27 protein-coding genes and 1 tRNA gene are annotated in these 26025 nt (G+C 58.5%); 17 read left to right on the top strand and 11 right to left on the bottom strand.

The features are described 5' to 3' along the window. Positions 1-101 precede the first annotated feature (101 nt). The 3 genes from VIN96_RS11610 (at position 102) to VIN96_RS11600 (ending at position 2007) form a co-directional block, all read left to right on the top strand. Positions 102-776: a response regulator transcription factor gene (locus VIN96_RS11610; protein ID WP_331896382.1), complete on the top strand. Its 675-nt coding sequence runs from the start codon at positions 102-104 to the stop codon at positions 774-776. A gap of 225 nt (positions 777-1001) precedes the next feature. Next, the gene (locus VIN96_RS11605; protein ID WP_331896380.1) at positions 1002-1697 is read left to right on the top strand and encodes a response regulator transcription factor; all 696 of its coding nucleotides are present in this window, start codon (positions 1002-1004) and stop codon (positions 1695-1697) included. 52 nt (positions 1698-1749) lie between these two features. Next, entirely contained in the window at positions 1750-2007 is a 258-nt protein-coding gene (locus VIN96_RS11600; protein ID WP_331896378.1) for a hypothetical protein, read from the top strand. Between the two features lie 76 nt (positions 2008-2083). On the opposite strand, the gene VIN96_RS11595 is transcribed toward VIN96_RS11600, so the two are convergent. Beyond that, positions 2084-4438 (bottom strand): ATP-binding protein, encoded by a 2355-nt coding sequence (locus tag VIN96_RS11595; RefSeq protein ID WP_331896376.1) that lies wholly within the window; start codon positions 4436-4438, stop codon positions 2084-2086. A 142-nt stretch (positions 4439-4580) separates the two neighbouring features. Between VIN96_RS11595 and VIN96_RS11590 the strand changes: the two genes are divergently transcribed. Beyond that, entirely contained in the window at positions 4581-4976 is a 396-nt protein-coding gene (locus VIN96_RS11590; RefSeq protein ID WP_331896374.1) for a hypothetical protein, read from the top strand. Positions 4977-4990: 14 nt separating this feature from the next. Here VIN96_RS11590 and VIN96_RS11585 read toward each other — a convergent pair whose 3' ends face one another. Next, positions 4991-5413 (bottom strand): hypothetical protein, encoded by a 423-nt coding sequence (locus VIN96_RS11585; RefSeq protein ID WP_331896372.1) that lies wholly within the window; start codon positions 5411-5413, stop codon positions 4991-4993. Between the two features lie 116 nt (positions 5414-5529). On the opposite strand from VIN96_RS11585, the gene VIN96_RS11580 reads away from it, so the two are divergent. After that, complete coding sequence (locus VIN96_RS11580; protein WP_331896370.1) at positions 5530-6285, top strand: hypothetical protein; 756 nt, start codon at positions 5530-5532, stop codon at positions 6283-6285. On the opposite strand, the gene VIN96_RS11575 is transcribed toward VIN96_RS11580, so the two are convergent. Then, positions 6286-7539 carry a CaiB/BaiF CoA-transferase family protein gene (locus VIN96_RS11575; protein WP_331896368.1) on the bottom strand — a complete coding sequence of 418 codons (1254 nt, stop codon included), beginning with the start codon at positions 7537-7539 and terminating at the stop codon, positions 6286-6288. 42 nt (positions 7540-7581) lie between these two features. Continuing rightward, the gene (locus VIN96_RS11570; RefSeq protein ID WP_331896366.1) at positions 7582-9714 is read right to left on the bottom strand and encodes an ATP-binding protein; all 2133 of its coding nucleotides are present in this window, start codon (positions 9712-9714) and stop codon (positions 7582-7584) included. Positions 9715-9872: 158 nt separating this feature from the next. Between VIN96_RS11570 and VIN96_RS11565 the strand changes: the two genes are divergently transcribed. Next, on the top strand, positions 9873-10664 hold the full coding sequence (locus VIN96_RS11565; RefSeq protein WP_331896364.1) for an ABC transporter substrate-binding protein: 792 nt from the start codon (positions 9873-9875) through the stop codon (positions 10662-10664). A 26-nt stretch (positions 10665-10690) separates the two neighbouring features. On the opposite strand, the gene VIN96_RS11560 is transcribed toward VIN96_RS11565, so the two are convergent. After that, positions 10691-10764 (bottom strand) — tRNA-Gly (locus VIN96_RS11560). A 157-nt stretch (positions 10765-10921) separates the two neighbouring features. On the opposite strand from VIN96_RS11560, the gene VIN96_RS11555 reads away from it, so the two are divergent. The 6 genes from VIN96_RS11555 to VIN96_RS11530 all read left to right on the top strand — a co-directional run bounded on the left by VIN96_RS11555 (position 10922) and on the right by VIN96_RS11530 (position 16058). Beyond that, positions 10922-11878 carry a radical SAM protein gene (locus VIN96_RS11555; RefSeq protein ID WP_331896362.1) on the top strand — a complete coding sequence of 319 codons (957 nt, stop codon included), beginning with the start codon at positions 10922-10924 and terminating at the stop codon, positions 11876-11878. 112 nt (positions 11879-11990) lie between these two features. Next, positions 11991-12413: a Co2+/Mg2+ efflux protein ApaG gene (gene apaG / locus VIN96_RS11550; protein ID WP_331896360.1), complete on the top strand. Its 423-nt coding sequence runs from the start codon at positions 11991-11993 to the stop codon at positions 12411-12413. Between the two features lie 120 nt (positions 12414-12533). After that, positions 12534-13169, top strand: coding sequence for a GTP cyclohydrolase I FolE (gene folE / locus VIN96_RS11545; RefSeq protein WP_331896358.1), 636 nt, complete (start codon positions 12534-12536; stop codon positions 13167-13169). A 131-nt stretch (positions 13170-13300) separates the two neighbouring features. Beyond that, positions 13301-14749, top strand: a complete 1449-nt coding sequence (locus tag VIN96_RS11540; protein WP_331896356.1) for a TrkH family potassium uptake protein — start codon at positions 13301-13303, stop codon at positions 14747-14749. A gap of 24 nt (positions 14750-14773) precedes the next feature. After that, positions 14774-15232, top strand: coding sequence for a GNAT family N-acetyltransferase (locus tag VIN96_RS11535; protein ID WP_331896354.1), 459 nt, complete (start codon positions 14774-14776; stop codon positions 15230-15232). Positions 15233-15347: 115 nt separating this feature from the next. Next, the gene (locus VIN96_RS11530; RefSeq protein WP_331896352.1) at positions 15348-16058 is read left to right on the top strand and encodes a hypothetical protein; all 711 of its coding nucleotides are present in this window, start codon (positions 15348-15350) and stop codon (positions 16056-16058) included. A 7-nt stretch (positions 16059-16065) separates the two neighbouring features. Here VIN96_RS11530 and VIN96_RS11525 read toward each other — a convergent pair whose 3' ends face one another. The 6 genes from VIN96_RS11525 to VIN96_RS11500 all read right to left on the bottom strand — a co-directional run bounded on the left by VIN96_RS11525 (position 16066) and on the right by VIN96_RS11500 (position 21360). Further along, entirely contained in the window at positions 16066-16377 is a 312-nt protein-coding gene (locus tag VIN96_RS11525) for a hypothetical protein (RefSeq protein ID WP_331896350.1), read from the bottom strand. 318 nt (positions 16378-16695) lie between these two features. Beyond that, positions 16696-17325: a hypothetical protein gene (locus tag VIN96_RS11520; RefSeq protein WP_331896349.1), complete on the bottom strand. Its 630-nt coding sequence runs from the start codon at positions 17323-17325 to the stop codon at positions 16696-16698. A 65-nt stretch (positions 17326-17390) separates the two neighbouring features. After that, positions 17391-18329: an Hsp33 family molecular chaperone HslO gene (locus VIN96_RS11515; RefSeq protein WP_331896347.1), complete on the bottom strand. Its 939-nt coding sequence runs from the start codon at positions 18327-18329 to the stop codon at positions 17391-17393. 8 nt (positions 18330-18337) lie between these two features. Continuing rightward, positions 18338-19249 carry an ornithine carbamoyltransferase gene (gene argF, locus VIN96_RS11510; protein WP_331896345.1) on the bottom strand — a complete coding sequence of 304 codons (912 nt, stop codon included), beginning with the start codon at positions 19247-19249 and terminating at the stop codon, positions 18338-18340. A 37-nt stretch (positions 19250-19286) separates the two neighbouring features. Continuing rightward, positions 19287-20456, bottom strand: coding sequence for an aspartate aminotransferase family protein (locus VIN96_RS11505; protein WP_331896343.1), 1170 nt, complete (start codon positions 20454-20456; stop codon positions 19287-19289). 124 nt (positions 20457-20580) lie between these two features. Beyond that, positions 20581-21360 carry an ABC transporter permease gene (locus tag VIN96_RS11500; protein ID WP_331896341.1) on the bottom strand — a complete coding sequence of 260 codons (780 nt, stop codon included), beginning with the start codon at positions 21358-21360 and terminating at the stop codon, positions 20581-20583. A 62-nt stretch (positions 21361-21422) separates the two neighbouring features. On the opposite strand from VIN96_RS11500, the gene VIN96_RS11495 reads away from it, so the two are divergent. The 5 genes from VIN96_RS11495 (at position 21423) to arsC (ending at position 26006) form a co-directional block, all read left to right on the top strand. Further along, positions 21423-22019, top strand: coding sequence for a regulatory protein RecX (locus VIN96_RS11495; RefSeq protein WP_331896339.1), 597 nt, complete (start codon positions 21423-21425; stop codon positions 22017-22019). Between the two features lie 113 nt (positions 22020-22132). Next, entirely contained in the window at positions 22133-23959 is a 1827-nt protein-coding gene (locus tag VIN96_RS11490) for a SulP family inorganic anion transporter (RefSeq protein WP_331896337.1), read from the top strand. Between the two features lie 54 nt (positions 23960-24013). Then, on the top strand, positions 24014-24433 hold the full coding sequence (locus tag VIN96_RS11485) for a cyclic nucleotide-binding domain-containing protein (RefSeq protein ID WP_331896335.1): 420 nt from the start codon (positions 24014-24016) through the stop codon (positions 24431-24433). A gap of 88 nt (positions 24434-24521) precedes the next feature. Beyond that, entirely contained in the window at positions 24522-25661 is a 1140-nt protein-coding gene (locus tag VIN96_RS11480; protein WP_331896333.1) for a mechanosensitive ion channel family protein, read from the top strand. Positions 25662-25664: 3 nt separating this feature from the next. Next, positions 25665-26006: an arsenate reductase (glutaredoxin) gene (gene arsC, locus VIN96_RS11475; RefSeq protein WP_331896331.1), complete on the top strand. Its 342-nt coding sequence runs from the start codon at positions 25665-25667 to the stop codon at positions 26004-26006. Positions 26007-26025 lie beyond the last annotated feature (19 nt).

Raw genomic sequence — 26025 nt, 5'->3', positions numbered from 1 at the left:
CTGGGGAGGAATTGTCATGGCGCAATGGCTAATAAACGCGCCAGCTTTCTTTCCGGAATTTGCTACGCACGCTCGTACACGGGAGGACCGGGGCCGCTATCATGCGCATTTTGTTTGCAGACGATCACACCCTTGTGCGCGAAGGCATTCGCCCTTTTCTGCAAGAACTGGCCGACGATGTCGAGGTGCTTGAAGCCGACAACTTGTCCGGTGCCGAGGCTCAAGCCAGCAGCGCAGGTAAGCTCGATCTCATCTTGCTCGACCTCAAAATGCCCGGCATGGACGGCTTTAACGGCATTAGCAAATTCACCCAAAGTCACCCAGGCGTCCCCATCGTCATCTTATCCGGTCATTACAACCGCAAGGACGTGATCGCGGCGCTAGGCTACGGCATTTCGGGTTACATCCCCAAAAATATTGGCGGCATGGCCATGGTCAACGCATTGCGTTTGGTCATGGCTGGTGAAAAGTATCTTCCCTCCGAAGCTTTTTCGGAAAGCGGCCCCGATGAAGACGAAAGCATTTTCGTCCCGCCCAGCGACCCAGCGGCGCAAACAGAAGATCCCCGGTTTGCCACGTTGACGCAACGCGAAATGGAAATACTCGCCCACTTGATCGAAGGTGAAACCAATAAGGAAATCGCCCGCGCCTTGGATTTGCAGGAGATCACCGTCAAAATCCACGTGCGCAACATTTATCGCAAGATTGGCGCGCAAAACCGTGCCCAAGCCGTCAGAATCACCTTGCAGGCCGGCTGGAAAAACCCCACCGCTTGAGCGGCCTCGCCACGGGGCAGGTTGCGTCGAGCATGGCGGCTGTGACTATGGATAGACACCACCTAATCCTTAAGTATTAACACCACACGCGGTTAATACATAAGCCCCACCCGATACTACCTACGAACGTCCACCTCTCTTGCAGGTGCTGATAGGCTGTGCTTATCGGTGGAGAAAACACCGTGACCGTGCCTCAAGGCCAACCGACGGGGGAGAAACCGCAACATGGACATCATCTTAGCCGACGATCATAAATTGGTCCGAGATGGACTGACGCCGTTTCTCGAAGAGTTGGATGATAACGTCAACGTTATCGAAGCCGCCGCTTTCGAACATGCCATGCAGGCCTCCAAAGAAGCTCAAGACCTCAAGCTGATCATCTTGGACCTCGGCATGCCGGGCATGAACGGCCTGGCCGGTGTGCGGCAGATGATGGAGACCCACCCCAGCGTTCCCGTGGTGATCTTGTCGGGAACTCACGATCAAACGGCCATTTTGAAGGCCTTTAATCTCGGGATCGCGGGCTTCATCCCCAAAAGCGCAGGCAGCGAGGTGATGATGAGCGCCTTGCAGCTGGTAATGGCCGGGGAACGCTATATCCCGTCGCAAATTTTGGTCGGCGCCGCCGTTCAGGACACAAACCGTCCTTACGCCGGTGCGACACAGGCTGCAGCGAGTACGCGGGCCATCAACGCTGCGCGGTTTGACAAACTGAGCAAGCGTGAACAGCACGTTTTGGAATTGTTGGCCGGCGGCATGACCAACAAAGAAATCGCGCGCACCATCGACTTGCAAGAAGCCACCATCAAAATCCACGTCAAAAATATCTATCGCAAAATGGGCGTCAACAACCGCGTCCAGGCCGTGCGCATGGTGATCGAACCGGACTGGTCCGCCACCGGAGCACGTCTGCCGCATTGACCCGAAATTGACCATGTAACTGTAACCGTCATCAAGCCTAGGGGGCGAAACCATGACAACATCCAATGAACAACATCCGATTTGCCAAATGTGCGAAGGCAGCAAACATCTCCGTGAACAAGCCCTGTTCACCGCGCGTCGTGCCCAAGTTCACGCCGAACGCAGCCGCCAAGCGTACGCTGATCTTGCCAATCTTGATATCGAATCTGTCTTTGAAAAGCTTCATCAACTGGTGGAAATCGTTGGTGGAAAATCCAAACACGCCACCCCTGTGCAACAGCAGAGCACCTTCTCGATAGCTGCCGAGTAAATCGCGAGGTTAAAGGTGCGCAATCGAAGCGAAGAGACAAGGGCAAGGCCGGATCGGATCACCGACAACGATTCGCCTACGCCCTGTCTTCGCCACACACCTCATGCAAGCGTTGGGACGCTTCACTCAAACTGATCGGCTTGCGCCAAAGGTCGGTCGCGCCGTGCAACAAATAATCGTCGGCTTCCTCGATCACCTGTCCCGTCATCGCGAAAATGGGTAACGACCCAGAACGTTCGCGCAACCTGCGAACCAGTTCCCAACCGTCCATCACGGGCATATGAACATCCGTGATCACAGCGTCGACGGGATCGGATTCGTAAATTCGAAGTGCCTCCTCACCGTTGTAAGCTGTGTATACCAGGTAGCCGATCTCTTGCAGAAAATCCGCTAGGCTGTTCGCCGCGCTGACCTCGTCATCGACGATCAGCACCGTGATGGGCTTGAGCGCCGAGGCGGTTTTGGGGCCTGATGCCGTCGGCGCCGTATCGAATACCGTTTTCGCCCCGGCCGCCCCGATGCTAGAAACTGCATCCTTGTCGATCCGCGGCAACGTGATCTCGAAACGCGCGCCATCGTCTAAATTTACGGCGCTGATGACACCGTGCATGCCTTCGATGATGCCGTAACTGATGGACAGGCCCAGTCCCGTACCCTGACCGCTCTCCTTCGTGGTCACGAACGGTGCGAAAATGTGCGGCAAAACATCCTCGCCGATGCCGCCACCGTTGTCGTCGACGGTAATGGTAACGCTGTCGCGCTCGACATCTTCGTTCATGTGAACGGTGATTTTCCCGGCCAACGCCTTGCCACCGCGACTTTGTCGTCCAACGATCGCGTCACGTGCATTGCTCAACAGGTTCAAGATCACTTGTTCGAGCCGGATGGCATGGCCGACGACTTGACTTAGCTCATCGCTCGGCGGCGGCACATCGACGACCAGATCCACATTCAAACCGGGCAATTGACCGGCGAACAATTTGCAGCCTTCGCGCACAGCTTGATACGGATCGAAGGGTTCTTGCCCTTCGGTATCTTGTCGGGAATAAATGCGCATATGGTTGATGATATCGGACATCCGCAAGATCTGACTTTCAATCCGCGCCAAGGTCTCGGCCAGTGACGGAATGTCCGCTTGTCCGCGCTGGATGCGAATTTGCGCGGCCTCCACACCCATGCGCATGATGTTCATGGGTTGATTCAGTTCGTGGGTGATGCCCGACGACATCTCGCCGATGGTGGCCATTTTCGCCGATTGAACCAATTGGCTTTCGGCGCGGCGGCGCTCGGTGATTTCGTCTTCCAGTTCGCGGGTCCGTTGTTCCAGTTCGACCGTGCGTTCGCGCACGCGCTGTTCCAATTCGTCGTGGGCCTGCTTCAGCGCCTCTTCCGCGCGCTTGCGTTCGGTGATATCGCGCACGATCGCGGTGGCGATGCGCTTTCCGCCCGACAGCGAGAAGTTTAAGCTGATTTCAACCGGCACTTCTCGCTCGTCTTTGGTCAACGCGAACAGCGTAGAGCCCCGACCGACGGGACGCGAGGACATAGTGTCGAACGCCTGCTCGCGAATTCCAACATGATCACCCTGGTATCGTTTAGGGATCAGGTCCTCGATCGTTTTGTGCAACAACTCTTCGCGTGGATAACCGAACAATGCGACCGCCCGGTCGTTCGCGCGCAAAATAGCGCCATCGCTGCCGACGTGCAAAATCGCATCCGGCGCTTGACGCATCAGCATCGCCAACTCGTCGCGGACCTCGCTCAAATTTGCATTGGCGACCATGATCCGGCGCAGAAATAGAATCAAAACCACCCCCAACAGCACGATCACCGGAACAACGCCCAACAGCACCCAAACCATATTGGCGGCGGCCTTGAGCGCCATGTTGATCTGAGTTTCGGCCAAGCGGGCGCGGGTCATGAACGAATGATTGAGAATCGCGATGGCGGCCAGTGTGGGGCGTTCATCAACCTTGACCAAGATATCGACCTCAACCGAAGACAGGCCGCGCTTGAACGCTTCGGCCGCTCGGTTAACGCTTTCGGCATATTGGTTGAAGGCTGCGTGAATCACACCCAGGGCGGCTTTTTCCTCTTCGGAAATGACAAACTGCTCGAGTTTTTCCAAATCGGCGTCGACCGCTTCGCGATTGTTGGTCAATTTCGCCATGTCTTCGAGGTCGCGGCGCAAGATGAAGTTCTTAAAATGGTGGATAAACCCGCCATAGCCCATCTGGCGCGAAATATTGTGCAACAACCGCCCCGCTTCGGTGGCGTCCTGGTTGTAAACCACCCAGCGATCTTCGACGGCCTGGATACGCTGCACCGACTGCACGCCAAACAGCACCAAAATGCCCGCTACCGCTGCGGTTATAACGACAATCACCAAGGCGCGGCGCTTGAAGCCCAGGTGTTTGTGTGGTTGGCGCACGAACGGTTTCCCCCCTGATGTTGCGCGAATTCCGATTGTAAGAACCCCCGGCACTCCCTGACAAGCAAACAACGTCTTTACACAGGCGTAGCGGGATATAAAGTGTCGAAATTGCAGCCGCACCAAAAGGACCGCTTCACTCGTGGAACTCCGCTTCACCGTATGGCAATTCGTGCGTTTGATGGTTCATATCGAAGAACGCACCGACCCGCCCAAATCGCTTGCCACCCTGCTGACGGCATGGGGCGACATATGGCAATCGCTCGACGCAGATCTGGCGGATTTGGCCGAGCGCGATTTCGACGCCTACAGCGAGTTGATGATGGACCAGGAAGTGGTGATCGACGATGCCACGCTCGATCAGGCTCATGCTGCGCAACAGGCGGTCGAGGAAATCATGGCTATCATGGACCGCACAATCAAAAGCGAAGAAGACCCGGCAAGCAAGTCTGAACGCGACCCTGAGCATTTGCAGAGCTTAAAGTTCGAACGCCGCGAATTGCGCCAATTGGCGCGCAAGTTGGGTCGCATCGAATAACCGCCGATCAAGTCTTAGATGTCGTCTTCCTCATCGTCGTTCAAACCGAACGCCACGATGCCGCCCGATCCGGATAAATGGTGGGTTTCCAAAAGGCCCGTCATGGCGCGCGCCTTGATACCTGCCCATTCCATTTTGGCCGCAGCGTTGGTATGACCCGATTCAGCCGCCTGTTCAGCGAGAATGCGCATGCCGCCTTCCAACATGGCGAACGCATGGGACAACGGCAAGGCTTGGTCCTGGTCGAATTCAAAGCCGCCGGTGGTTTCGAACGCTTGGGCCAGTTCCAAGAACAACTCGCCGGTGTGGGCCAGATCGCCAGGATCGACATCTGGTTCGACATCGGTCAGGCGTTCCGCCAGATAGCGCACGATGGCGGCGAAGACCTGGGCTTCGGCTTGTGCGCCGTCTTGGATTTCATTGTCTTGTTCAACCATAACGCCAGCCTGATCTGGGGGGATGAAACTTCATCCACATGTGGTGAAAAACGATTGCGCACCATATACTCTTGCGCGGTGCACATTCAACAACCCGATTCAAGATAGGCTTTGCCGTGAACGAACCCGCCAAGACTGAACCCAAAGGCGCTCTTCTCGACACCATGTATCGTCCCGTGTGGGAAACCGACAAACCCCAGGTTGATTTGTTTTACGCCAAACCGATCCTGCGCGATGAAGCCGGCAACGAACTTGTCGGTGTTGCCCCACTGATCCGCCAAGCCACGGTGGACGCCACCATGCAGCGCCAAGTGCAGTATCTTAAACAAGCGTTCGAGGCCCTGCACATGCGTTTTGAACGCGGCGAGCGCTTTCGCCTGCTGGTGCGCATCAATTCCGTGGCGCTCGCCACATCCGAGGCCGCCAAGGAAGTCACCGACGTGATGCGCACATTGAGCGTTGAAGAACGCCGCCACATCATCCCCGAGATCACCGCATTTCCCAAAAGCTTGTCGCTCAACACGCTCGACGATATCACCATTCCGCTGATGGCGTTTTTCGACACCTGGCTGGCCCAGCCGGAAAAAGAACAAGCCGATTTCACGCCTTTTTCCAATCTCAACTACGCCGGCGTGGTCTTGGATTTGCTCGACAAGCCCATAGATTTGAAACTGGCCGGAAAGGTGTTTCAGTTGTTCGCCCAGCGTGCATCACATCGCCGTCTTCCGACTTGGGTGTTGGGCATCCCCACCCCGGAACTGGCTAAGGTCGCGCGTATTTGCGGCATCAACGTGCTCAGCGGCGCGTACATGAATATGGATAGCATGCTGCCGGGCCCGGTGATCGAAGGCACGCAAGATTTCATGGTCTAGCTAGACCACGCCTTGTTTTTGCAGCCGTTCGACTTCGTCCGCTTCCAGGCCCAAAACCTCGCGCAGGACTTCCCCCGTGTGCTGGCCCAGGCTTGGGGCCGAACGGCGGTAACTGACCGGGGTTTCAGACAATTTAATTGGACTGGCGATTTGGCGCGCATGCACGCGGCGATCGCTTTCGTGAGGCAAATCCACCACCATCCCCCGGTGGCGGACCTGCGGATCGTCGAACACCTGGGCCAGATCGTTGACCGGACCGCACGGCACGCCGATTATTTCCAAACCTTCCAGCCAATGGCGAACCGGATGGGACGCGATGGCCTCGGCGATTCGCTCGACCAAGACGTCACGATGGCCAACCCGGGCGTTGTTGGTGGCGAAGCGCGTGTCGTCGGCCAAGTCATCGAGACCGGCAAAAACACAAAACCGGCGAAACTGATCGTCATTGCCGACGGCCAGAATGATGTGGCCATCTTGTGCGGAAAAGGCCTGGTAGGGCACGATGTTGGGATGCGCATTGCCGTGACGGCGAGGTAGCTGGCCGGTGGTCAGATAATCCAGCCCCTGATTGATCAGCCACGCCACCTGGGTGTCCAAAAGCGCCATATCCACGTACTGCCCTTGTCCGCTGACCTCGCGGTGACGCACGGCCGCGAGAATGCCCGTCGATGCATACATTCCACACATCACGTCGGCGATGGCGACCCCGGTTTTCATCGGCATACCATCTGGCTCGCCGGTCAGGCTCATCACCCCGCCGAGACCTTGGATCATGAAATCGTAGCCCGCGCGCCCGGCGTATGGCCCGTTCTGCCCGAACCCGGTGATCGAGCAATAAATCAAACCGGGATTTTCGGCCTTGAGGTCGTCATAGCTCAAGCCGTATTTCGCCAGCCCGCCGACCTTGTAATTTTCCACCAAGATATCGGCCTGCAACGCCAATCGGCGCACCAAGGCGGCGCCTTCGGGGTGGCTCAAATCGACGGTTACGGACCGCTTGTTGCGGTTGGCGGATACGAAATAGGCGCTTTCGCCGGTGTTGACGCCGTCGCCGTCGCGAACGTAGTTTGGGCCCCAATGGCGAGTGTCGTCGCCTGCACCGGGGCGTTCGATCTTGATCACGTCGGCCCCCAAATCCCCCAGCATCTGGGTACAAAACGGGCCCGCGAGAATGCGTGTCAGGTCCAAAACAAGCAGCCCCGAAAGAGCGCCCGAGGCCTTGTCGTCGTGCGATGAGGAGGTCGTATCGGTCATGACCGCATCATGACGCAAAGCCGGTCTGTGCGGCAAAGAGTTTTATTGTGATTTGTCCAATTCGACCGGCAACAAGCTGCGCACCGGCGGGAAAATAACCGAAACGACGGTGCCGACGCCCAACTCGCTGGTGATGTCGATGCGCCCGCCGTGCATTTCCATAAACGCCTTGACCAAATATAAACCCAGGCCGACGCCTTCGCGCGCCAAGGTGTTGCCTTCGCTGGCTTGACCGAAGGGCTCCAAAACTTTGCCCAGATCTTCCGGGGCGATGCCGATACCGGTGTCTTCGGTGCGAATGATGATGCCGCTGTCGGGGCCCAGTTCCATCGACAATACGATGCGTCCGCCCTTGGGTGTGAACTTGATCGCGTTGGTCAGCAGGTTGAGCACGATCTGCTTGACCCGAACCTGATCGGCGAGCAGGTCGGGCAATCCATCGGCCACATCGGTGAGCAAGGTGATGCCGTTCTGCTTGGCGCGATGGTTCAGCAATTTGTGGCAGCTCTCGGCCAATTCCTGCAGATGAATCCGCCCATCTGAGAGATCCATCTTGCCCGCCTCGACCTTGGAGACGTCCAAAATATCGGAAATCAGCGTCAGCAAGTGGGTCGCTGAGGTGTGAATGTCGGCGCTGTATTCGCGATACTTTTCATGGCCGAGCGGACCGAACATTTCCATGCGCATCATGTCGGTAAACCCAATCACGGCATTGAGCGGGGTGCGCAATTCGTGGCTCATATTGGCGAGGAACTGGGTCTTCACGCTATTGGCGGATTCGGCGTTGATTTTCGCCTCACGCAGCTCCAGCTCTGTTTCCTTGCGCTTGGTGATGTCGTCGTGGATGCCGACGAAATGTGTGACATGGCCGTCTTGATCGAGGATCGGGCTGATGGTCTGGTTGACGATCACCAACGAACCGTCCTTGCGCTTGTTAACGAACTCACCATTCCAGGTGCGCCCGCCGAGGATCGATTCCCACATCTCCGTCACCACCCTGGGCGAAACCAGGCCCGATTTCAGCAACCGCGGCGTCTGTCCGACGACTTCATCGAACCGATAGCCGAACTGGTGGCAAAAGGCATCGTTGACCCACACGATGTTGGCGTCGATGTCAGTGATCAACACCATGTTCGCCGAGGTTTTCAATGCCGTGCTCAGCAACGTCAGTTGCTTTTCCGCATGCTCGGCAGTGGCGCGTTGGCGGTAGATCACAAAGCTCAACATCAACAGTGTTGCCAAGCCGCCGGTCATGACGACAGAAAAATTCCAAGCTTCGTTGCGCCAGCTCGCCAAGACTTCATTTTGATCCAGATATACCGCTACCAACAACGGCCAGCGGGTGGTGGCCCGGTAACTGACGATATGAGGCGCAGGATGGAATGGGTCGGCCTCGTGGCGAAACGTACCCCATTCGCGCACCGGTAAATGATCCGAAAACAATGGATGGTCGGCGTGATTATCCTTGCCGATCTCAAGACTTTCGGGGCCGCCTTGGACCAGCAGTTTGCCATCGTAGCGGTAGTACGCCACGAACCCTTTTTGGCCAACGTCAAGCGAGCCGATTTGCTCTTGGAAATAACCGGGATTGATCACCGCCAAGGCGACGCCGATGAACGTGCCGTCGTCGTCGTGAACGGCTTGGGCGAAGATCAAGTGCCACTGCTTGGTGGTCCGCCCGCCGTCCGGCGCCTCACCGAGCAAACGTCCGCGATAGGGCGTGCTGATATACAACGGCGGCAACTTTCCCGCCTGCGCCAGTTGAAAATAGGGCTCATGAGCGATGTTCATTGCCGGATGCGCGGCACGCCGCGATAGCGCCGTGATCTGCCCCGTGGCATCGGCGAAAGCGATTTCACGCACTTGCGGCGCCTCGTCCAGCAAAGACTGTAAAAAGGACATGGCGTTGCGTTCGCCGTCGCGCCCGTGCGCCCAACCACCGGGGCGCATGCCCGCTGCCACATTGACGAGAATCAGATCGACGGCCTGGACGGTACGGCTGTTGGCGTTTTCCATGGCTCGGGCGAGATTGGACGCGGTCGCTTCCGCAGCCACCAACGCGCGCTCCTGTCCCTGCCACAGCTGGTACGACCAAATCGCGACGAATGCGACGGTCACCACCAAGGACAGGAACAACACACCATAACGGCCCCCCAGCCATGAGGTCTTGCTCACATCAAATCGCAACGTAGGGGGTCCTTGTGATTGTGCTGAAAAAAAGCATGCCCAAATTTCTCATACGATTGTACACTTGGAAAACATAAAATGTCACTTTTATAGATGGCCGCACCACTCTCATCACGCGACGCGCTCACTCGGAGGTTCACAGTCCCATGCAATCGCTCATCAAATCCGCATTTGCCACCGTCGCATTGTTGGCGATGACGACCGCCCCAGCTTTTGCCGGGTACCTGGACCGCATCCGCGCCGACAACGTCGTGCGCGTGTGTCATTGGCCGGCCTATTACGCCATTTCGTTTCACAACACCAAAAGCAACAAACTTGAAGGCATCGACATCGGTCTGGCCCAAGAACTGGCCAAGGACCTGGGTGTCGAGTTGCAGTTCGTGAACACCAGCTTCGCCACCTTCGTCAAGGACATCCAGTCTGATAAATGCGACATCGCCATGTTCGGCGTCGGCATCACCGCAGCACGCGCCAAGGATCTCGATTTCAGCGCGCCGTACCTGCGCAGCGACATATACGCCATCGTCACCAAGACCCATCCGACCCTGAAAACCTGGGAGGACATGGACCAGGAAGGCCACATCTTGGTGGTGCAAAAAGGCACCTATATGGAAGACGCCGCCAGCGCGTTCAAAAATGCCTCGGTCTTGTCGGTGGTGAAATTCCAACAGCGCGAAAAAGAAGTCCGTTCCGGGCGCGCCGACGCGTTCCTCACCGATTATCCCTACGGCAAGAAGATCCTCGTCACCTACGATTGGGCGAAACTGCTGGAACCCAGCGCACCGTTTTACAAAACCGAATACGGCTATGCCATCAACAAAGGCGACCCCGAATGGCTGGCCTACATCAACGATTTCGTCAAACGCATCAAGGCCGACGGCCGCCTGAAAGAACACGCCGAAGCCAACGGTCTGCTGCCGATCGCGATTTTGGAGTGACGGTCCGTAAAATCAGGCTGAGAGAATGGAGCGGGTGAAGGGAATCGAACCCTCGTCGTAAGCTTGGGAAGCTTCTGCTCTACCATTGAGCTACACCCGCTTAAGCGGCTTAAACGCTGCCGTTCAACGGTATAGGCCATGATGCGAGGGCTTGCAATACGGATCCCGCTTGATCGGTCGTGTAACCTTGCCTTTGGTTTGAGCGAAACCTAAATTGAACGGTGATCCGCATTCCCGGCAGCAATGAAAGATCGACCATGCCCGAAGGCGCCCACGACTTCGTCCCGCTTGATCCGTTGAAGTTTCGCGACCCGCTGACAACGGCCAAGGGCGAAATGCGCGCCAGCGTCGCGTTGCATGCGTTGGAAACCCTGTGGTTCAACACCGGCAGCCTGTGCAACATCACGTGCGGCCATTGCTATATGAATTCCAGCCCGAGCAACGACGATCTGCTGTATCTGAGCCGCGATCATGTCCGTGCGTATTTGGATGAAATCGCGTCCGAGGGATTGACGGTCGCGGAAATCGGTTTTACCGGTGGCGAGCCGTTCATGAACCGCGACTTGGCGGGCATGCTCGACGATGTTTTGGAGCGCGGCTTTCGCGCCCTGGTCTTGACCAACGCCATGAAACCGCTGTGGCAAAAACGCCAAGAGCTGCTGTCATTGAAAGAACGTCATGACACCGCGCGTTTGAAGCTGCGCGTTTCCATCGACCACCATTCCATAGCAGGCCATGAACAAGAGCGCGGCGCCGGGACCTGGGCGCCGATGGAACGCGGCGTGAAGTGGCTTTTGCAACACGGCTTTTCCATCGATGTCGCCGGGCGCACGATGTGGGCGGAAACGCAAGATGACGCGCGCCAAGGCTACCAACACTTGTTCGACGCCTGGGGGCTGGGTCTTGACGCGAACGACCCGTCGCGATTGGTACTGTTTCCGGAAATGGACGACAGCCGCGACGTGCCGGAAATCACCACCCAATGCTGGAGTATCCTGAACGTACGTCCCGACGCCATGATGTGCGCCCGTTCGCGGATGGTCGTGCACCGCAAGGGCACCGCCGCGCCCACCGTCGTGCCGTGCACCTTGCTGCCTTATGACCCGCGCTTCGACATGGGCCGCCGCCTGGTCGACGCCGGCGGCGCGGTACCGCTCAATCACCCCCATTGCGCCAAATTTTGCGTTCTGGGCGGGGCGTCGTGTTCGGCTTGATCGTTTTCCCAGCGAACAAACCTGGACATTGCGCATATAAACCCCAGATAATGCTCAAGGTATGAAAAACCGCTCCGCGCACACCGGAGCCAACATCAAGAGAGAGCTCATCATGGAGCACCTGGCCGCAGACACCGAGGGCGTTTACACCCTCACCACACGTTCCATCACCGTTTTGGTGGAGCCCGAGTTTCTCGACGAGCAAAGCGATCCCGAAGAGCATCGTTTTGTGTGGGCATACCATGTCCGCATCGAAAACCGTGGCAGCCAGGCCGTGCAGCTGAAAAGCCGCTACTGGCGCATCACCGATGAAATGGGCAACGTCCAGGAAGTCGCGGGCGCGGGTGTAATCGGCGAACAGCCGCTGCTGTCACCGGGACAAAGCTTTGAATACACCAGCGGTACGCCGCTGGCGACTCCGTCGGGCATCATGCAAGGCCATTACGTTATGGAAGCGGAAACCGGGGAAACCTTCGAAGCGACCATTCCGGCATTTTCCTTGGACAGTCCCTATCATCGCCGCCAACTCCACTGAGAGCGCGAGCCGACCCACGACTACAGGCTTGAACGCAAATCACTGGCCCCCCATATGGGTTAAGACGTCCGGCCCCTGCGCGCAGGATCCACACCGGACACCAGGATAAGGATACAGACCGTGGCCAATCATAAGCCGCTCAGCGTCGTCAACGATGACCCCAACCGCCCGGACCGCGCCACAGCCGAACAGGCCGTGCGCACGCTGATTCAATGGGCCGGCGACGACCCCGACCGCGAAGGTCTGCTCGACACTCCGGCCCGCGTTGTGCGCGCCTTTGAAGAATATTTCCAGGGCTACAACGCCGATCCGCAAGACATCTTGGAGCGCACCTTCGAAGAGGTCGAAGGCTACGACGAAATGGTGCTGCTCAAGGACATCCGCTTCGAAAGCCACTGCGAACATCATATGGCGCCGATCATCGGCAAAGCCCATGTGGCGTACTTGCCCAAAAGCCGTGTGGTGGGCATTTCCAAACTCGCCCGGGTGGTTGAGCTGTACGCCCAGCGTCTGCAAATTCAAGAAAAGATGACCGCCCAAGTTGCCAGCGCCATCAACGACGTGTTACAGCCGCTCGGCGTCGCCGTGGTGATCGAAGCCTCGCATCAGTGCATGACGTGCCGCGGGGTGCACAAACCGGGCGTTTCCATGATTACGTCGAAGATGCTCGGCGCGTTCCGCGAGGACGACCGCACGCGGCGGGAATTCCTGTCGATGGTCGCGAATCCGTCGTCGTCGGCGTTTGAAATGCTCTAGCGTTTCGCGACCCAGGCGCTTTCCCCTTGACCGAAATTGCAAAGGCGTGAAGATTGCCCTCATCCGGGCAACGCCTTTGCATGCCCGTGTAAGCGCGATCGTGCGATTAGGGAAAGTAGACACACCGCCCCATGATGGACTTTCGACCCATTTTGATGATTTTGGGCATCTTGCTGGCGACCTTGGCGTTCGGCATGTGCATTCCTGCCCTGGTCGATGCCGTGCAAGGCAACCCCGATTGGCAGGTTTTCGCTGTTTCGGCGGGCTTGACGCTGTTCGTCGGGGTATCGCTGACGTTGACCAGTTCCACCGGCCGGGTGCAGCTTAACGTCCGTCAGGCGTTTGTCATGACCACGCTGAGTTGGCTGGTTTTGACCCTGTTCGCCGCCCTGCCGTTCACCTTTTCCGAGCTCAAGCTCAGCTACACCGACGCCTTTTTCGAAGCCATGTCGGGCATCACCACCACCGGTTCGACGGTGATCACGGGGCTGGACAACGCCCCGCCGGGCATTTTGCTGTGGCGCGGCATTCTGCAGTGGCTCGGCGGCCTGGGTATCGTCGTCATGGCCATCGCGGTGATGCCGATGATGGGCGTCGGTGGTATGCAGATGTTCAAGGTCGAAGCCTTCGACGCGGGCGAAAAGGTCCTCCCGCGCGCCGCGCAAATTTCCCTGGCTTTGGTGCTGATCTACGCCGCGTTGACCGGCATTTGGGGCATATTGATGTGGTTGGCGGGCATGTCGCCGTTTGAATCCACCGTCCACGCCATGACCACCATCGCCACCGGCGGGTTTTCCACTTCCGACAAGTCGGTCGGTTATTTCGACAGCTGGCAGCTCGATTTGATCATCACCTTGGGCATGGTGGTTGGATCCTTGCCGTTTTTGCTGTTTTTGCAGGCCATTCGCGGCAAACCCATGCAATTGTGGCAAGACGAACAGGTGCGTGGCTTCATCACCATCGCCGCCTCGATCGTTTTGGTGGTGGCGGCGATGTTGTGGTTCGAAACCGGCATGGACCCAGCCCAAGCGCTACGATATGCCGCTTTCAACGTGGTATCGGTGATGACCGGCACCGGCTACGCCACCGATGATTACGGTTTGTGGGGCAGCTTCGCATTGCCGGTGTTCTTTTTCATCATGTTCATCGGCGGCTGCGCCGGGTCGACCACATGCGGCATCAAGGTGTTCCGCTTCCAAGTGCTTTATGCCGCCGCCCGTGTGCAGGTGCGCCATTTGTTGCAGCCCCACGGCGTGTTCATACCCTATTACAATCACCGCCCGATCCCCGACGAGGTCATCATTTCGGTGCTGTCGTTCTTTTTCGTATTCGGATTGTCGTTCGCGTTCCTGGCCTTAGGGCTCGGTATGTTGGGCTTGGACTTCCTCACCGCCGTGTCCAGCGCCGCCACCGCGATCGCCAACGTCGGCCCAGCGTTGGGGCCCATCGTCGGCCCGTCGGGAACCTTCCAAACCCTGCCTGACGCAGCCAAGTGGCTGATGAGCGCCGGTATGTTGCTGGGCAGATTGGAATTGTTCACCGTTCTGGTGCTGTTTTCGCGCACCTTCTGGCGCGGTTGAACTGTTTGTCAGGATTATCAGTCCATGCAAACACGCCCGTACAACCCCAATGACATAATCCCCATCCGAGATGTTTTTTATCAAGCGGTCGAAATCACTGCTGCACGGCATTACATGGCCGAACACATCAAGACCTGGAAAGACGGTGCTAACGATCTTTCGCGGTGGCGTCAACGTATCGAAACAGCCGCGCACTGCGATATTATCGAAGATGAACTCGGCATTTTCGCTTTCGGCACCTTAACCAACGAGGGCGAAATCGACTTATTGATGTGCCATCCCCGCCGCGCCCGTGAAGGCGCAGCCAGCATGATCTTGTTAGATCTTGAAAGAAAAGCGCGTGATATGGGCTTAACGCGGCTTTTCACGCAAGCCAGCCTCGCTTCGCGAGGAACCTTCTACAAAAGCGGGTTTAACGAAACTGAACAGCGGGTCGTATTGGGAATGCCATGCTTTGGCATGGAAAAAGTGTTATGCCCATGAAACGGCCTTCTCCAACGCCAATTCTCTTGCCAACCCCAACACATTGGCGCAGGTTAAAGTACCTGAGATCGGGGCTCCCTCTCCCTGGCAATTTGACGTGAGCGGCTTTGACTCCATGCTATCTTTTTTCACTCTGGCATTTTTGATCGGCATGAGCCACGCGCTGGAAGCGGATCACGTCGCCGCCGTGTCCTCGATGGCGACGCGCCAGAAGTCCGTCGGCCAGATCGTGCGCACCGGCGCGGTGTGGGGGTTAGGTCACACCTTGACGCTGATGGCTTTCGCCGGTGCGGCTCTTGTGCTCGGCCTCACAATCCACGACACGATGGCGGGCTGGCTTGAATTCACCGTTGGGGTAATGCTCGTGGGTCTTGGCGGCCACGTCCTGTACCGTCTGGTCCGCGATCGCATCCACTTTCACTTGCATAAACACCAAGCCGCCGCGCCGCACTTCCACGCGCACAGCCATGCAGGCGAAGGTCTCGACCATACCCGTAGCTCTCACGAGCACGATCATGCGCCGTTCCCGCTACGCGCCCTGCTGGTCGGCATGATGCACGGCATGGCCGGTTCCGCCGCCTTGCTGGTGCTCAGCGCCACCACCGCGCCGACGGCGTCGAGCGGTCTTGCTTATGTCATCGTGTTCGGCATTGGCTCGATGCTCGGCATGGCCGGGCTCAGCGTGTTGATCGCCGTGCCCATCGCGCTGTCGGCACGTTTTCTCACCTGGGCGCACCGCGGCCTGCAAACCGCCACAGGCTTAGCGACCATGGCGTTGGGCGTCATCACCATGTACCAAACCCAACTGCACACCCTGTGGGGTTAAGCACGGTTTATTCGGCGGCGTACTTTGTCGCGTCGGTGTCGCGGGTCATCAAAAAACCCGAGATCGACTGAGCCGCACGCTCGAACGCTTGCCAATCCGGACGCTTGGATTGACGCAGTCCGTCGGCTTGCAGGCGGCTCAACAGACAAAATCCGCACAGCTTCCGATCGAACATCTTGCTCTCGCAAATGCAGTCTTCATGCTGGCTCATATGCTTGTGCCACCGCACAATGGCCAAGGGCACCTGGGCCTCTTGGGCCAAGCCATAAACGCGTTCCAAAGAGTGCTGCTTCAGCGCAGTTTTATTGATTCTGTTCATCGCATGAAATCCTTCTGCAAACCGGACTCGCGTTATAGGGGCGCGATGTAACAGTTTTGCCGCTGGTATCCTGACGAATCCATGAACTTGTCACTAAACTCAGAAAGCGGCTCATTTTATGATTTTTTTATTTCGATAATTTTTTTTTATAGAATATGAAAATCAAATCATTGAGGCACAAACCTCATTTACTTTATAAGATTTAGCCGCCGTCGCGCATAACCTCCACCCACGGCCTTCGCGCCGATGGATGCGCCGCACGCGCAATCGTCGATTAAGGTGTTTGAAGAGGGCTGTGGGATTGTTGAAGCCGCGCGATCAGATACCCGGACCGTCCAGCCAACGGCGCAGATGCGCCTGAATCTGGTTTTCCATCTGCGCATTGAAGTCCGCCATCAGCGCCTCGGTCATTTCGAACCAAGCGCGTTCGCGTTCCGCCAAGGTGGCGTTTTCACGCACCTCCACGGACCGCTTGGCGGAAACCTTGACCTCGCCCTGGGCATTGTTTTGCCCATCCGCGATCATCAACCGCGCGGCGATGTTGGCATCGTAGCGTTCCGTCGGCTCATAGGTGAACGCCCCTTTGAGGCCGGTGCTTTTGTTCAACTGGGTTTCGATCACCGCCGCATCTTCAATGACGAACGTCGCGGTTCCGCCCCCCATGCCGCCGGGTGTGCCGACCGCCTGCAGACGGCGCGTGGCCCAGTTGCTCATGGCTTTGGCGGGCGGCGTGGAAAAACGGTGCTCGGCATTGGGGTCCGTCATGGGACTTTGATAGTCTGAGCGCACCTCGACCCGGGCGACCTTAAGATGGATCGGCGAGAGGTGCTGAAAGCCAACTTCCGGCACCGGACCGGCAAGCTGCGCATCACTGGCACAGCCCGCCAACGCGGCGGCGAGCACGGCGCCAAGGCCTATTTTCAAGACATGTCTGCGATCGGTCATCATGGTGCGATGATGGCCTTGGATTGTGACAGTATCAAGGCGTTTCGTAGAAAAAATACGCAGCCCTCTCAGGCATCGGTCGGGTCGAAAAGCGCGTCCAAATCCTCGGCCGTAAAGGTGTAGTCGGCCTTGCAGAATTCACACACCACCTGAGAACGACCGTCGTCGCCGACGATTTCGGCGCGGGGAAACGACTTTAAGGTGTTGGCCACTTTGTCGCGCGAACAGCGGCAGCGGTGAAACAGCCGATGCGCCGGATAAGCCCGCACGCCGTCTTCGTGATAGAGACGAAACAGCAAGGCGTCGTGATCCAAATCCGTGTCCAAAAGCTCATCTTCGGTCAAGCTGGCGAGGATCGCAACCGCGCGCCGCCAGCCGTCCTCGTCGACGTCGGCATGAAGGTTTTGACCCGGCATGCGCTGCACCATCAAGGCCCCGGCGCGCACCTGTTTGTTGTGCGGATCGAGCTTCGAGGTCAGGTAAATGGCCGTATCGAGTTGCTCGGAATTGCGAAAATAATGATGCGCGCAGTCCGACAACGTCGCGCCGTCCAGCGCGGCGATGCCTTGATAGCGGTCCATATCCTGGCCCTGATCGACGGTAAACGCCAAATGGCCGTTGCCCAACAGGCGCGGCACCGGGGCCCCGCCGGACAGAACCTCGCCCGCCACCTGCTCTACACGATCTTCGTCAAAGCGCGCATAGCCGCGCACCGCGCCTTCGGACGTGATATCGGCCACCAGCAGCGAAATGGGCCCGTCGCTTTGCACCTGCAGGGTGAAAATGCCCTCGTACTTCAAGGCGCTGGCCAACGTGACGGCAAGCGTCAGGGTTTCGCCCAACATCACCGAAACGGCGTCGGGATAGGCATGGGCGCCCAGCACCTGATCCAATGCCGGACCTAGGCGCACCAAGCGGCCGCGAACATTGACGTTTTCGATCTGAAACGTCTGGGCGATATCGATGTTGCCGGCAGGCGAAGAGGCACTGTCACGGACGTCGGTCATGGACGCGCTCAACTCATGCACCACGCCAAAATGCCTTTTTGCGCATGCAGGCGGTTTTCCGCCTCGTCCCAAATGACCGATTGCGGCCCGTCGAGGACTTCGGCGGTCACCTCTTCGTCGCGGTGCGCAGGCAGGCAGTGCATGAACAAGGCATCCGATTTGGCCATGGCCATGCGGCGCGCATCGACCTGATAGGGTTGCAGCAATTTGTGGCGCACGGCCGCGTCCTTATCGCCCATCGACACCCAGGTATCGGTGACAATCAGATCCGCGCCCGAACACGCTTCGTCGGCGTCGCGGGTCACGGTGACGTCCGCACCTTCGGAAGCCGCCCAATCCAGGACCCCTTGGTTGAGGCTCAACTCTTCGGGCATCGCCAGGCTCAAGGAAAATTCGAACCGTGCCGCAGCGTGCACGAAGCTCGCCGCCATGTTGTTGCCGTCGCCGCACCAAACGACCTTACGACCCTTGATCGAACCGCGATGTTCCTCATAGGTCATGATGTCGGCCATCAACTGACAGGGGTGGCTATCGTCGGTCAGGCCGTTGATCACCGGAACTGATGCATAGCTTGCTAATTCTGCCAGTTTTTCGGGCTTGTCGGTGCGGATCATGATGGCGTCGACATAGCGCGACAGCACGCGTGCGGTATCGGCCACGGTTTCGCCGCGTCCCAACTGGCTGCCATGGTCATCCATGACCACCACGTGACCGCCCAACTGCTGCATGCCGACTTCGAACGACACGCGGGTACGGGTGGACGGCTTTTCAAAAATCATAGCAAGCGTTTTACCGCTGAGAATGCGCGTATCCCCCTCCATGTCGCGACCGGCCTTGATGGCCGAGCCGAGGTCGAGGATCGCGTGCAGGGTGCCTGCATCGAGCTTGTGTAAATCGAGAAAATGCTTCGGAGCCGACATATCAGCTCTCCTTCACTTCAATTGTCAGACGTGACCGCTAGATATGACGGGCGGCCACGGTCTCAAAAATGGCGATAGCCTCAGTCACATGGCTGTCTTCGATGATCAACGGTGGCAACAGGCGCAACACGTTGTCGCCCGCGGGCGCAACCAAGAGACCTGCGCCTTCCAGTTCGGTCTTGAAATCGCGGTTGACGATGCCTTCCACCAGCTTGATGCCTTGCATCAGGCCTTGACCGCGGGCTTCGACAAACACGGTGGGGAATTTTTCCACCAACGCGCTCAACGCCCGACCCAAGGTTTCGCCCACCGCGACCACATGATCGAGGAAACCGTCCTTGAGCAGCTCGTCCAGCACCGCGCCGCCGACCGCCATCGCCAGCGGATTGCCGCCGTAGGTGGTGCCGTGATTGCCGACGCCGAGCACGCCCGCCGCCTCGGTGGTGAGGATCGCGCCGAGCGGAAAACCGCCGCCAATGCCCTTGGCCGTGGCGACCACGTCCGGCGTCACGCCCGCCCATTCGTGGGCGAACAGCTTGCCGGTCCGACCCATGCCGCATTGCACTTCGTCGAACATCAACAGCAGGCCGAACTCGTCGCACAGATCGCGCAGACCTTGCAGATAGCCTTCGGGCGCGGCGCGCAAACCGCCCTCGCCCTGCACCGGCTCGACCAAAATGGCCGCCGTTTCATCGGTCACGGCCGCGCGCATCTCGTTCAAATTGCCGAACGCCACCTGGCTAAAGCCGTCCACCACCGGGGTGAAACCTTCCAGAAGCTTGGCTTGACCCGCCGCGGCGATGGTCGCCAAGGTGCGGCCGTGAAAGGCGTTTTCGCACGCGATGATGCGAAACCGTTCCGGATGGCCGTGGTCTTTTTGATACTTGCGCGCGATCTTGATCGAACCTTCCAACGCTTCCGCGCCGGAATTGGAAAAGAACACCCGGTCCGCGAACGACGCCGCCGCCAACCGATCCGCCAGCTTGATCTGGCCGGGAATCGTGTAGAGGTTCGACACGTGCCAGACCTTCTTGGCCTGTTCGGTCAGGGCTTCGACCAAGTGCGGATGGGCGTGGCCCATGCAGTTGACCGCGATCCCGGCGCAGAAATCCAGGAATCGTCGTCCGTCGGCCGTGTACAGATAGACCCCCTCGCCTTTTTCAAAAGCGAGATCCGCAGGCGCATAAGTCGGCATCAGCGCGGACATGACGAACGTTTCCTTTCTTTGCGTTTCAATCCAAAAATAACAACCGGGCAGCGGATGGCTGCCCGGAAAGCCGGGGATTATGGGAATCCCGGTCCGTTCTGTCAATGGAAACGAATAAGAACCTTTACGGTTTCAACTTATAGCCGCTGTCGAATATCCGCCAGCAGACGATCCACAGCGCCACGTCCATCAGCCCCACAACGATCATGCCGGTCAGCACCGGGGCGTCGGATTGGCCGATGAAGCCGTAGCGAAAGCCGTCGATCATGTAGAAAAACGGATTGAGGTGGGCGATGGTCTGGCCCAATTCCGGCAGCCGTTCGATGGAATAGAACGTGCCCGACAAAAACGACAGCGGGGTGATGATGAAATTGGTCACCGCCGCGATGTGGTCGAACTTGTCCGACCAGATGCCGCCGATCACGCCCAGCAACGACAGCATCAGCGACGCGGCCACGGCGTGAAACACGATCAGACCGATGTTGTGGATGTTGATCGGCACCCAAATGCTGAGCACCGCGCTGACCGCGATACCGACCGCGATGCCGCGGGTCATGCCGCCCATGGCGATGCCGAACGTCAACTCGTGGGCGCTGAGCGGCGGCATCAACGTGTCGACGATGTTGCCCTGAACCTTGGAAATCATCATCGAGCTGGACGTGTTGGCGAAGGCGTTTTGCACGATCGCCATCATGATCAGGCCGGGGGCGAGGAATTCCATGAACGGCACGCCATGCACATCCGTCACCGCGCGGCCCAACGCCAACGAGAACACCGCCAAGAACAACAGCGTGGTCACCACCGGACCGACGATGGTCTGGGTGTACACCTTCACGAAACGGCGCACTTCGCGCATATAGAGCGTATAGAGGCCAAGCCAGTTGCTGGTTGTGGTCTGCTGCATGATCGCACCAATCGTTTTTTTGGGGCATTGGTCTAAAGAGAAGCACCTTATATAGTCCTCTCATGAGCCAGCGCAAAGACTCTTCCTCTTCGTCCAAATCGCACATCCCGCGTAAAATCACGCCGGAGCGTCTGGCCAACATCGCCCTGCATTACCTGGAACGCTATGCGTCGAGCGCGGCGAACCTCAAACGCGTACTGGAGCGCCGCGTCTTCAAAGCGTCGCTGTTTCACGATGATTTGGATGTCGATGCCGCGCGCGGCTGGATCGATGCGCTGATCCAGCGTTACCTGGACGCGGGTTTGCTCAACGATCTCAATTACGCCGAAACCCGCGCCCGGTCCTTGATGGCGCGCGGCACGGCGGCGCGGGTGATCCGCATCAAGCTGATGGAAAAAGGCGTCGACGGCGAGACCATCGACCGCGCCCTCGAAGCCTTGGTCGACGAGCACCCCGAACCGGAATTGGCCGCCGCCATCAAACTGGCGCGCCGCCGCCGGTTGGGACCTTACGGCGACCCCGCGACGCGCGCCGACAAAAAAGACCGCGACCTCGCGGCCATGGCGCGGGCGGGCTTTTCCTACGACATGGCACGGCGCGTAATCGACTGCGACGACAAGGACGAATTGGAAGATTTGCTCGCCCTGCCGCTGCTGTGAGACCCGCCGTTTTCGCCCTAGCACATATGACTGAATTGATTGTTGCCGCCAAACGTGTTCAAACCATAGCTACAAAAGCGAACTGGTTTTAATCCAAAAACGGGCACAACACATTGAAGTTCGCAGATATTAGACGCGATTTCGGCCCCGCCTGCGTCGGCGCATTGGCGACGCTGCCCCAAGCCGTGGCATATGGGCTGATCGCCGTTGCGCCGCTGGGCCCGGATTGGGCCGCGTTCGGTATCGCCACCAGCGTCGGCTCATCGATTCTTTTCGGCCTCATCACCGGCCTTTGGGGCCCCAACCGCTTCATGATTTCCGGGCCCGGCGCAGTGACGGCGTTGATGCTGGCATCTGCCATCGCCGCCGCCCTGGGGCGCGGTTACGAGCCCAGCCAGGCCCTGGCCTTGGCCTATGTCAGCATCGTCATCGCCGGTCTTTTTCAAGTCGTCGCGGGATGGCTGCGGCTGGGTCACGTGACCTCGTACATTCCGGTTCCGGTCCTGTCGGGCTTCGCCAACGCCTCGGCGCTGTTGGTGATGATCAGCGCCGTGCCCACCGTGCTCGGCCTGCCAGGCCTACCGCTCGGCGACATCGCGGTCGCCAACGCCCATGCCATTAATCCGTGGGCGGTGACGGTGGGCGGCGTAACCATCGTCGGTTTGTTGGTGCTGGATGGGCGGATCAAAGTCGTCCCCGGCGCGGTGATCGCACTGGCCGTCGGTTCCGCGCTGTACCACCTGGGCACATCGGGATTGGGCCTGTCCGCAGCCCCTTTGATCGGTTATATCGATCTTCTGGATCTCTGGCGCATACCGCCGTTGTGGACCGCCGGCGACGCATGGCTGGCAAGCTTTGGCAATCCAGCGAGTCCCAACGCCCTATGGCGCGCGGCGGATATCCCCTTGTTGGCGGGGCTTTCCATGGGCCTGTTGGCATCCTTTTACACCGTCATTTGCTCCACCACCTTGGCGCTACGCACCGATGAGCCTTGCGACGCCAACGCCGAATTGCGCGTCCATGGCGTCACCAATGTGCTGATGGGCGGGCTCGGTTTTTTACCCGGCAACGGCTCTCCCAGCCGGTCTGCCGCGATCTTGGATGCAGGGGCGACGTCGCGTGCGGCCAATTACGGTTCGGCCATCGTATTCGCCGTGTTGCTGGCGGCTATGGCGCCATTGGTCGCGGTCCTGCCGCTTTGGGCCACGGCGGGTATGTTGATTGCGACCTCTTTGCAAGCCTTTGACCAGGGCACGCTCAACAACATCAAAAACATCGTCATGCAAAAGTTGCCATACCCGCGCGTGGTCGCAGGCGATGTCGCGGTGACGGTGGTGGTGATCGTCACCGCCTTGGCCTTCGACCTGATCGCCGCCGTGGGCTTGGGCGTTTTTCTATCGGTGGCGCTGTTCGTGCTGGGCATGGGACGCAACCCGATTCGACGCATCTATCAAGGTTCGCGCATCCATTCCAAAATCCATCGTCCGCCCGAACAAATTCAGCGCCTGGAACAAGAAGGTCACCGCATCGCGGTGATCGAAATCCAGGGCGCGTTGTTTTTCGGGTCCTGCGCCAAACTGCTGTCGGAAGCCCAGACCTTGCTAAACGGCGGGGTGGAATTCCTGATCTTGGATTTCAAACACCTGACCTCTTTGGACAGCACCGGTTCGACCAAGCTGCGCACCCTGTCGCTTATGTGCAAGGAAGCCGGCGGCCAACTGATGATCAGCTATGTCGAACCCGAGCGGCGCACCGCACGCGCATCCCGAACACAATCACCTACGCCCTCCGCCCCTCCCGATTGTCGACGCACGCAAAGTGCGCCACGATGGATTTGGCTTGTTTTGCATGCCAACGCCATCACCGATTTGATCGGGGTGGACTGGTTTTTCAGCGACACCGATTCCGCCCTGGCGCGTAGCGAAAGACTATTGCTTTAACGTCTCGCGGCGACGGAACTCTCCTCGACGCGGCGGCGCATCGCCAACAGCGCTTTGCTGTCGGGCCTTACCCGCCCGCAAATCATGCAACTCGGCGCGTGCGCCAAGCGCCATGTCTACCGCGCCAAAGACGTTGTGTTCGCACAAGGGGACAAGGCCAATTGCGCATATTTTTTGGTGCGCGGGCGCATGAACGTCGAAATCGACATCCCCGGCACCAGCCGCACCAAGCGCGTCAGCACCCTGACCGACGGCACCATTTTCGGTGAAATGGGCCTGATCGACGGCGCGCCGAGATCCGCCAGTGTAACGGCCTCGCGCGATTGCATCTGTTATTCCATCGACGTCGAGAATTACGCCAGACTGCAAACGCAAAGCCCCGACTTGGTCGTCAAATTGATGGGCAATGTCAGCCGCCAGTTTTCCAGCCGCCTGCGCGTCGCCAACATCATGATCGCCGAACTGGACCAATAGGCGCGCCAAACTGGACTTCGCGCCTTTACACCTAGTCGGCAATGGATATCATCCACTCACCCCAATGTGAGACGACCTAAAGGCAGCCATGCAAAACATCACCGAATTGTGGACCCTCATCAAAGACGTCTGGCGGACCGGCGTGTTCGGCATCGACATTGGCGCGATGGTGGCGGCGCTCGGCATCTTCGTTGCGTTTTTGCTGCTGCGTGGACTGTTGACGCGGTTCATCATCGGCGCGTTGCGCCTCAAGGTCGGCAAAACCAAAACCCAGATCGACGACGACCTGCTCACGGCGCTGGAAGAACCGATCCGCCTCGCCCCGCTCATTTTCGGCGCGTTTTTGGCCTTTCAGTTCCTCAACCTCGAAACCCACTACCAAGACATTGCCGACAAATTGATCCGCTCTTTGATCACGGCGGCGATTTTCTGGGCATTGTTTCGCGCCATCAAACCGCTGTCGAATCTGCTGACGCGCTTGGAAACCCTGTTTACCGCCGTGATGATGGATTGGCTGGTCAAGGCGGTGAAGCTGCTGATCGCGTTCATCGGCGTGGCGGCGGTTTTGGAAATCTGGGGCATCCAGGTGGGGCCGATCCTCGCCGGTCTGGGGTTGTTCGGCGTGGCAGTGGCGCTGGGCGCGCAAGATTTGTTCAAGAACCTCATCGCGGGGATCTTGATCATCGCCGAACGGCGCTTCAACAAAGGTGACTGGGTCCGCGTCGACGGCGTGGTCGAAGGCACCGTGGAACAGATCGGCTTTCGTTCCACCATGATCCGACGGTTCGACAAGGCCCCGGTGTTCGTGCCCAACACCAAGTTGGCCGACAACGCGGTGACCAATTTCACCGCCATGACCCATCGGCGCATTTATTGGCACATCGGGGTCGAGTACCGCACCACCATCGAACAGCTCAAGACGATCCGCGACGGGATCGAGGCCTACGTTCTGGGCTCCGATGAATTTGCCCACCCGCCTGAGGTTTCGACCTTCGTGCGCATCGATAAGTTTTCCGACAGCTCGATAGATATCATGCTGTATTGTTTCACCAAGACCACCGACTGGGGCGCTTGGCTGGAGATCAAGGAGCGTCTAGCCTACCACATCAAGGATGTGGTCGAAGGCGCAGGATCCAGCTTTGCATTCCCGTCGACATCCCTATATGTCGAATCTATGCCCGGCGACGCGCCGGAAGTGTTCATGCCGCCATCCAAGAAAGAGGCTTAGCTCATGTCCGTGACCATTTATCACAACCCCCGTTGCTCCAAATCCCGTCAAACGCTGGAGCTGATCCGCGAAAAAGGCGTCGAGCCGGAAATCATCGAATATCTGGAAACCCCGCCCAGCGCGGCGGAACTGAAAGACATTCTCGCCAAGCTGGGCAAAAGCGCGGCGGAAATCGTGCGCCGGAAAGAGGCCAAGGAAGAAGGTATCGATGTGGACGCGCTGGACAACGACGCGTTGATCGCAGCGCTCGCCGCCCATCCGCGCGCCATCGAGCGGCCCATCGTGATCAAAGGCGCCAAGGCCGTCATGGGCCGGCCGCCTGAAAACGTTATCGATTTCGTCTGATCTGTGTTGGACACAAAAA

Origin of the sequence: Magnetovibrio sp. (assembly GCF_036568125.1) — a bacterium.
Classification (GTDB): Bacteria; Pseudomonadota; Alphaproteobacteria; order Rhodospirillales; family Magnetovibrionaceae; genus Magnetovibrio.
Note: the sequence above shows the minus strand (reverse complement) of the source record. Positions and strands in the feature narration are given on the sequence as shown.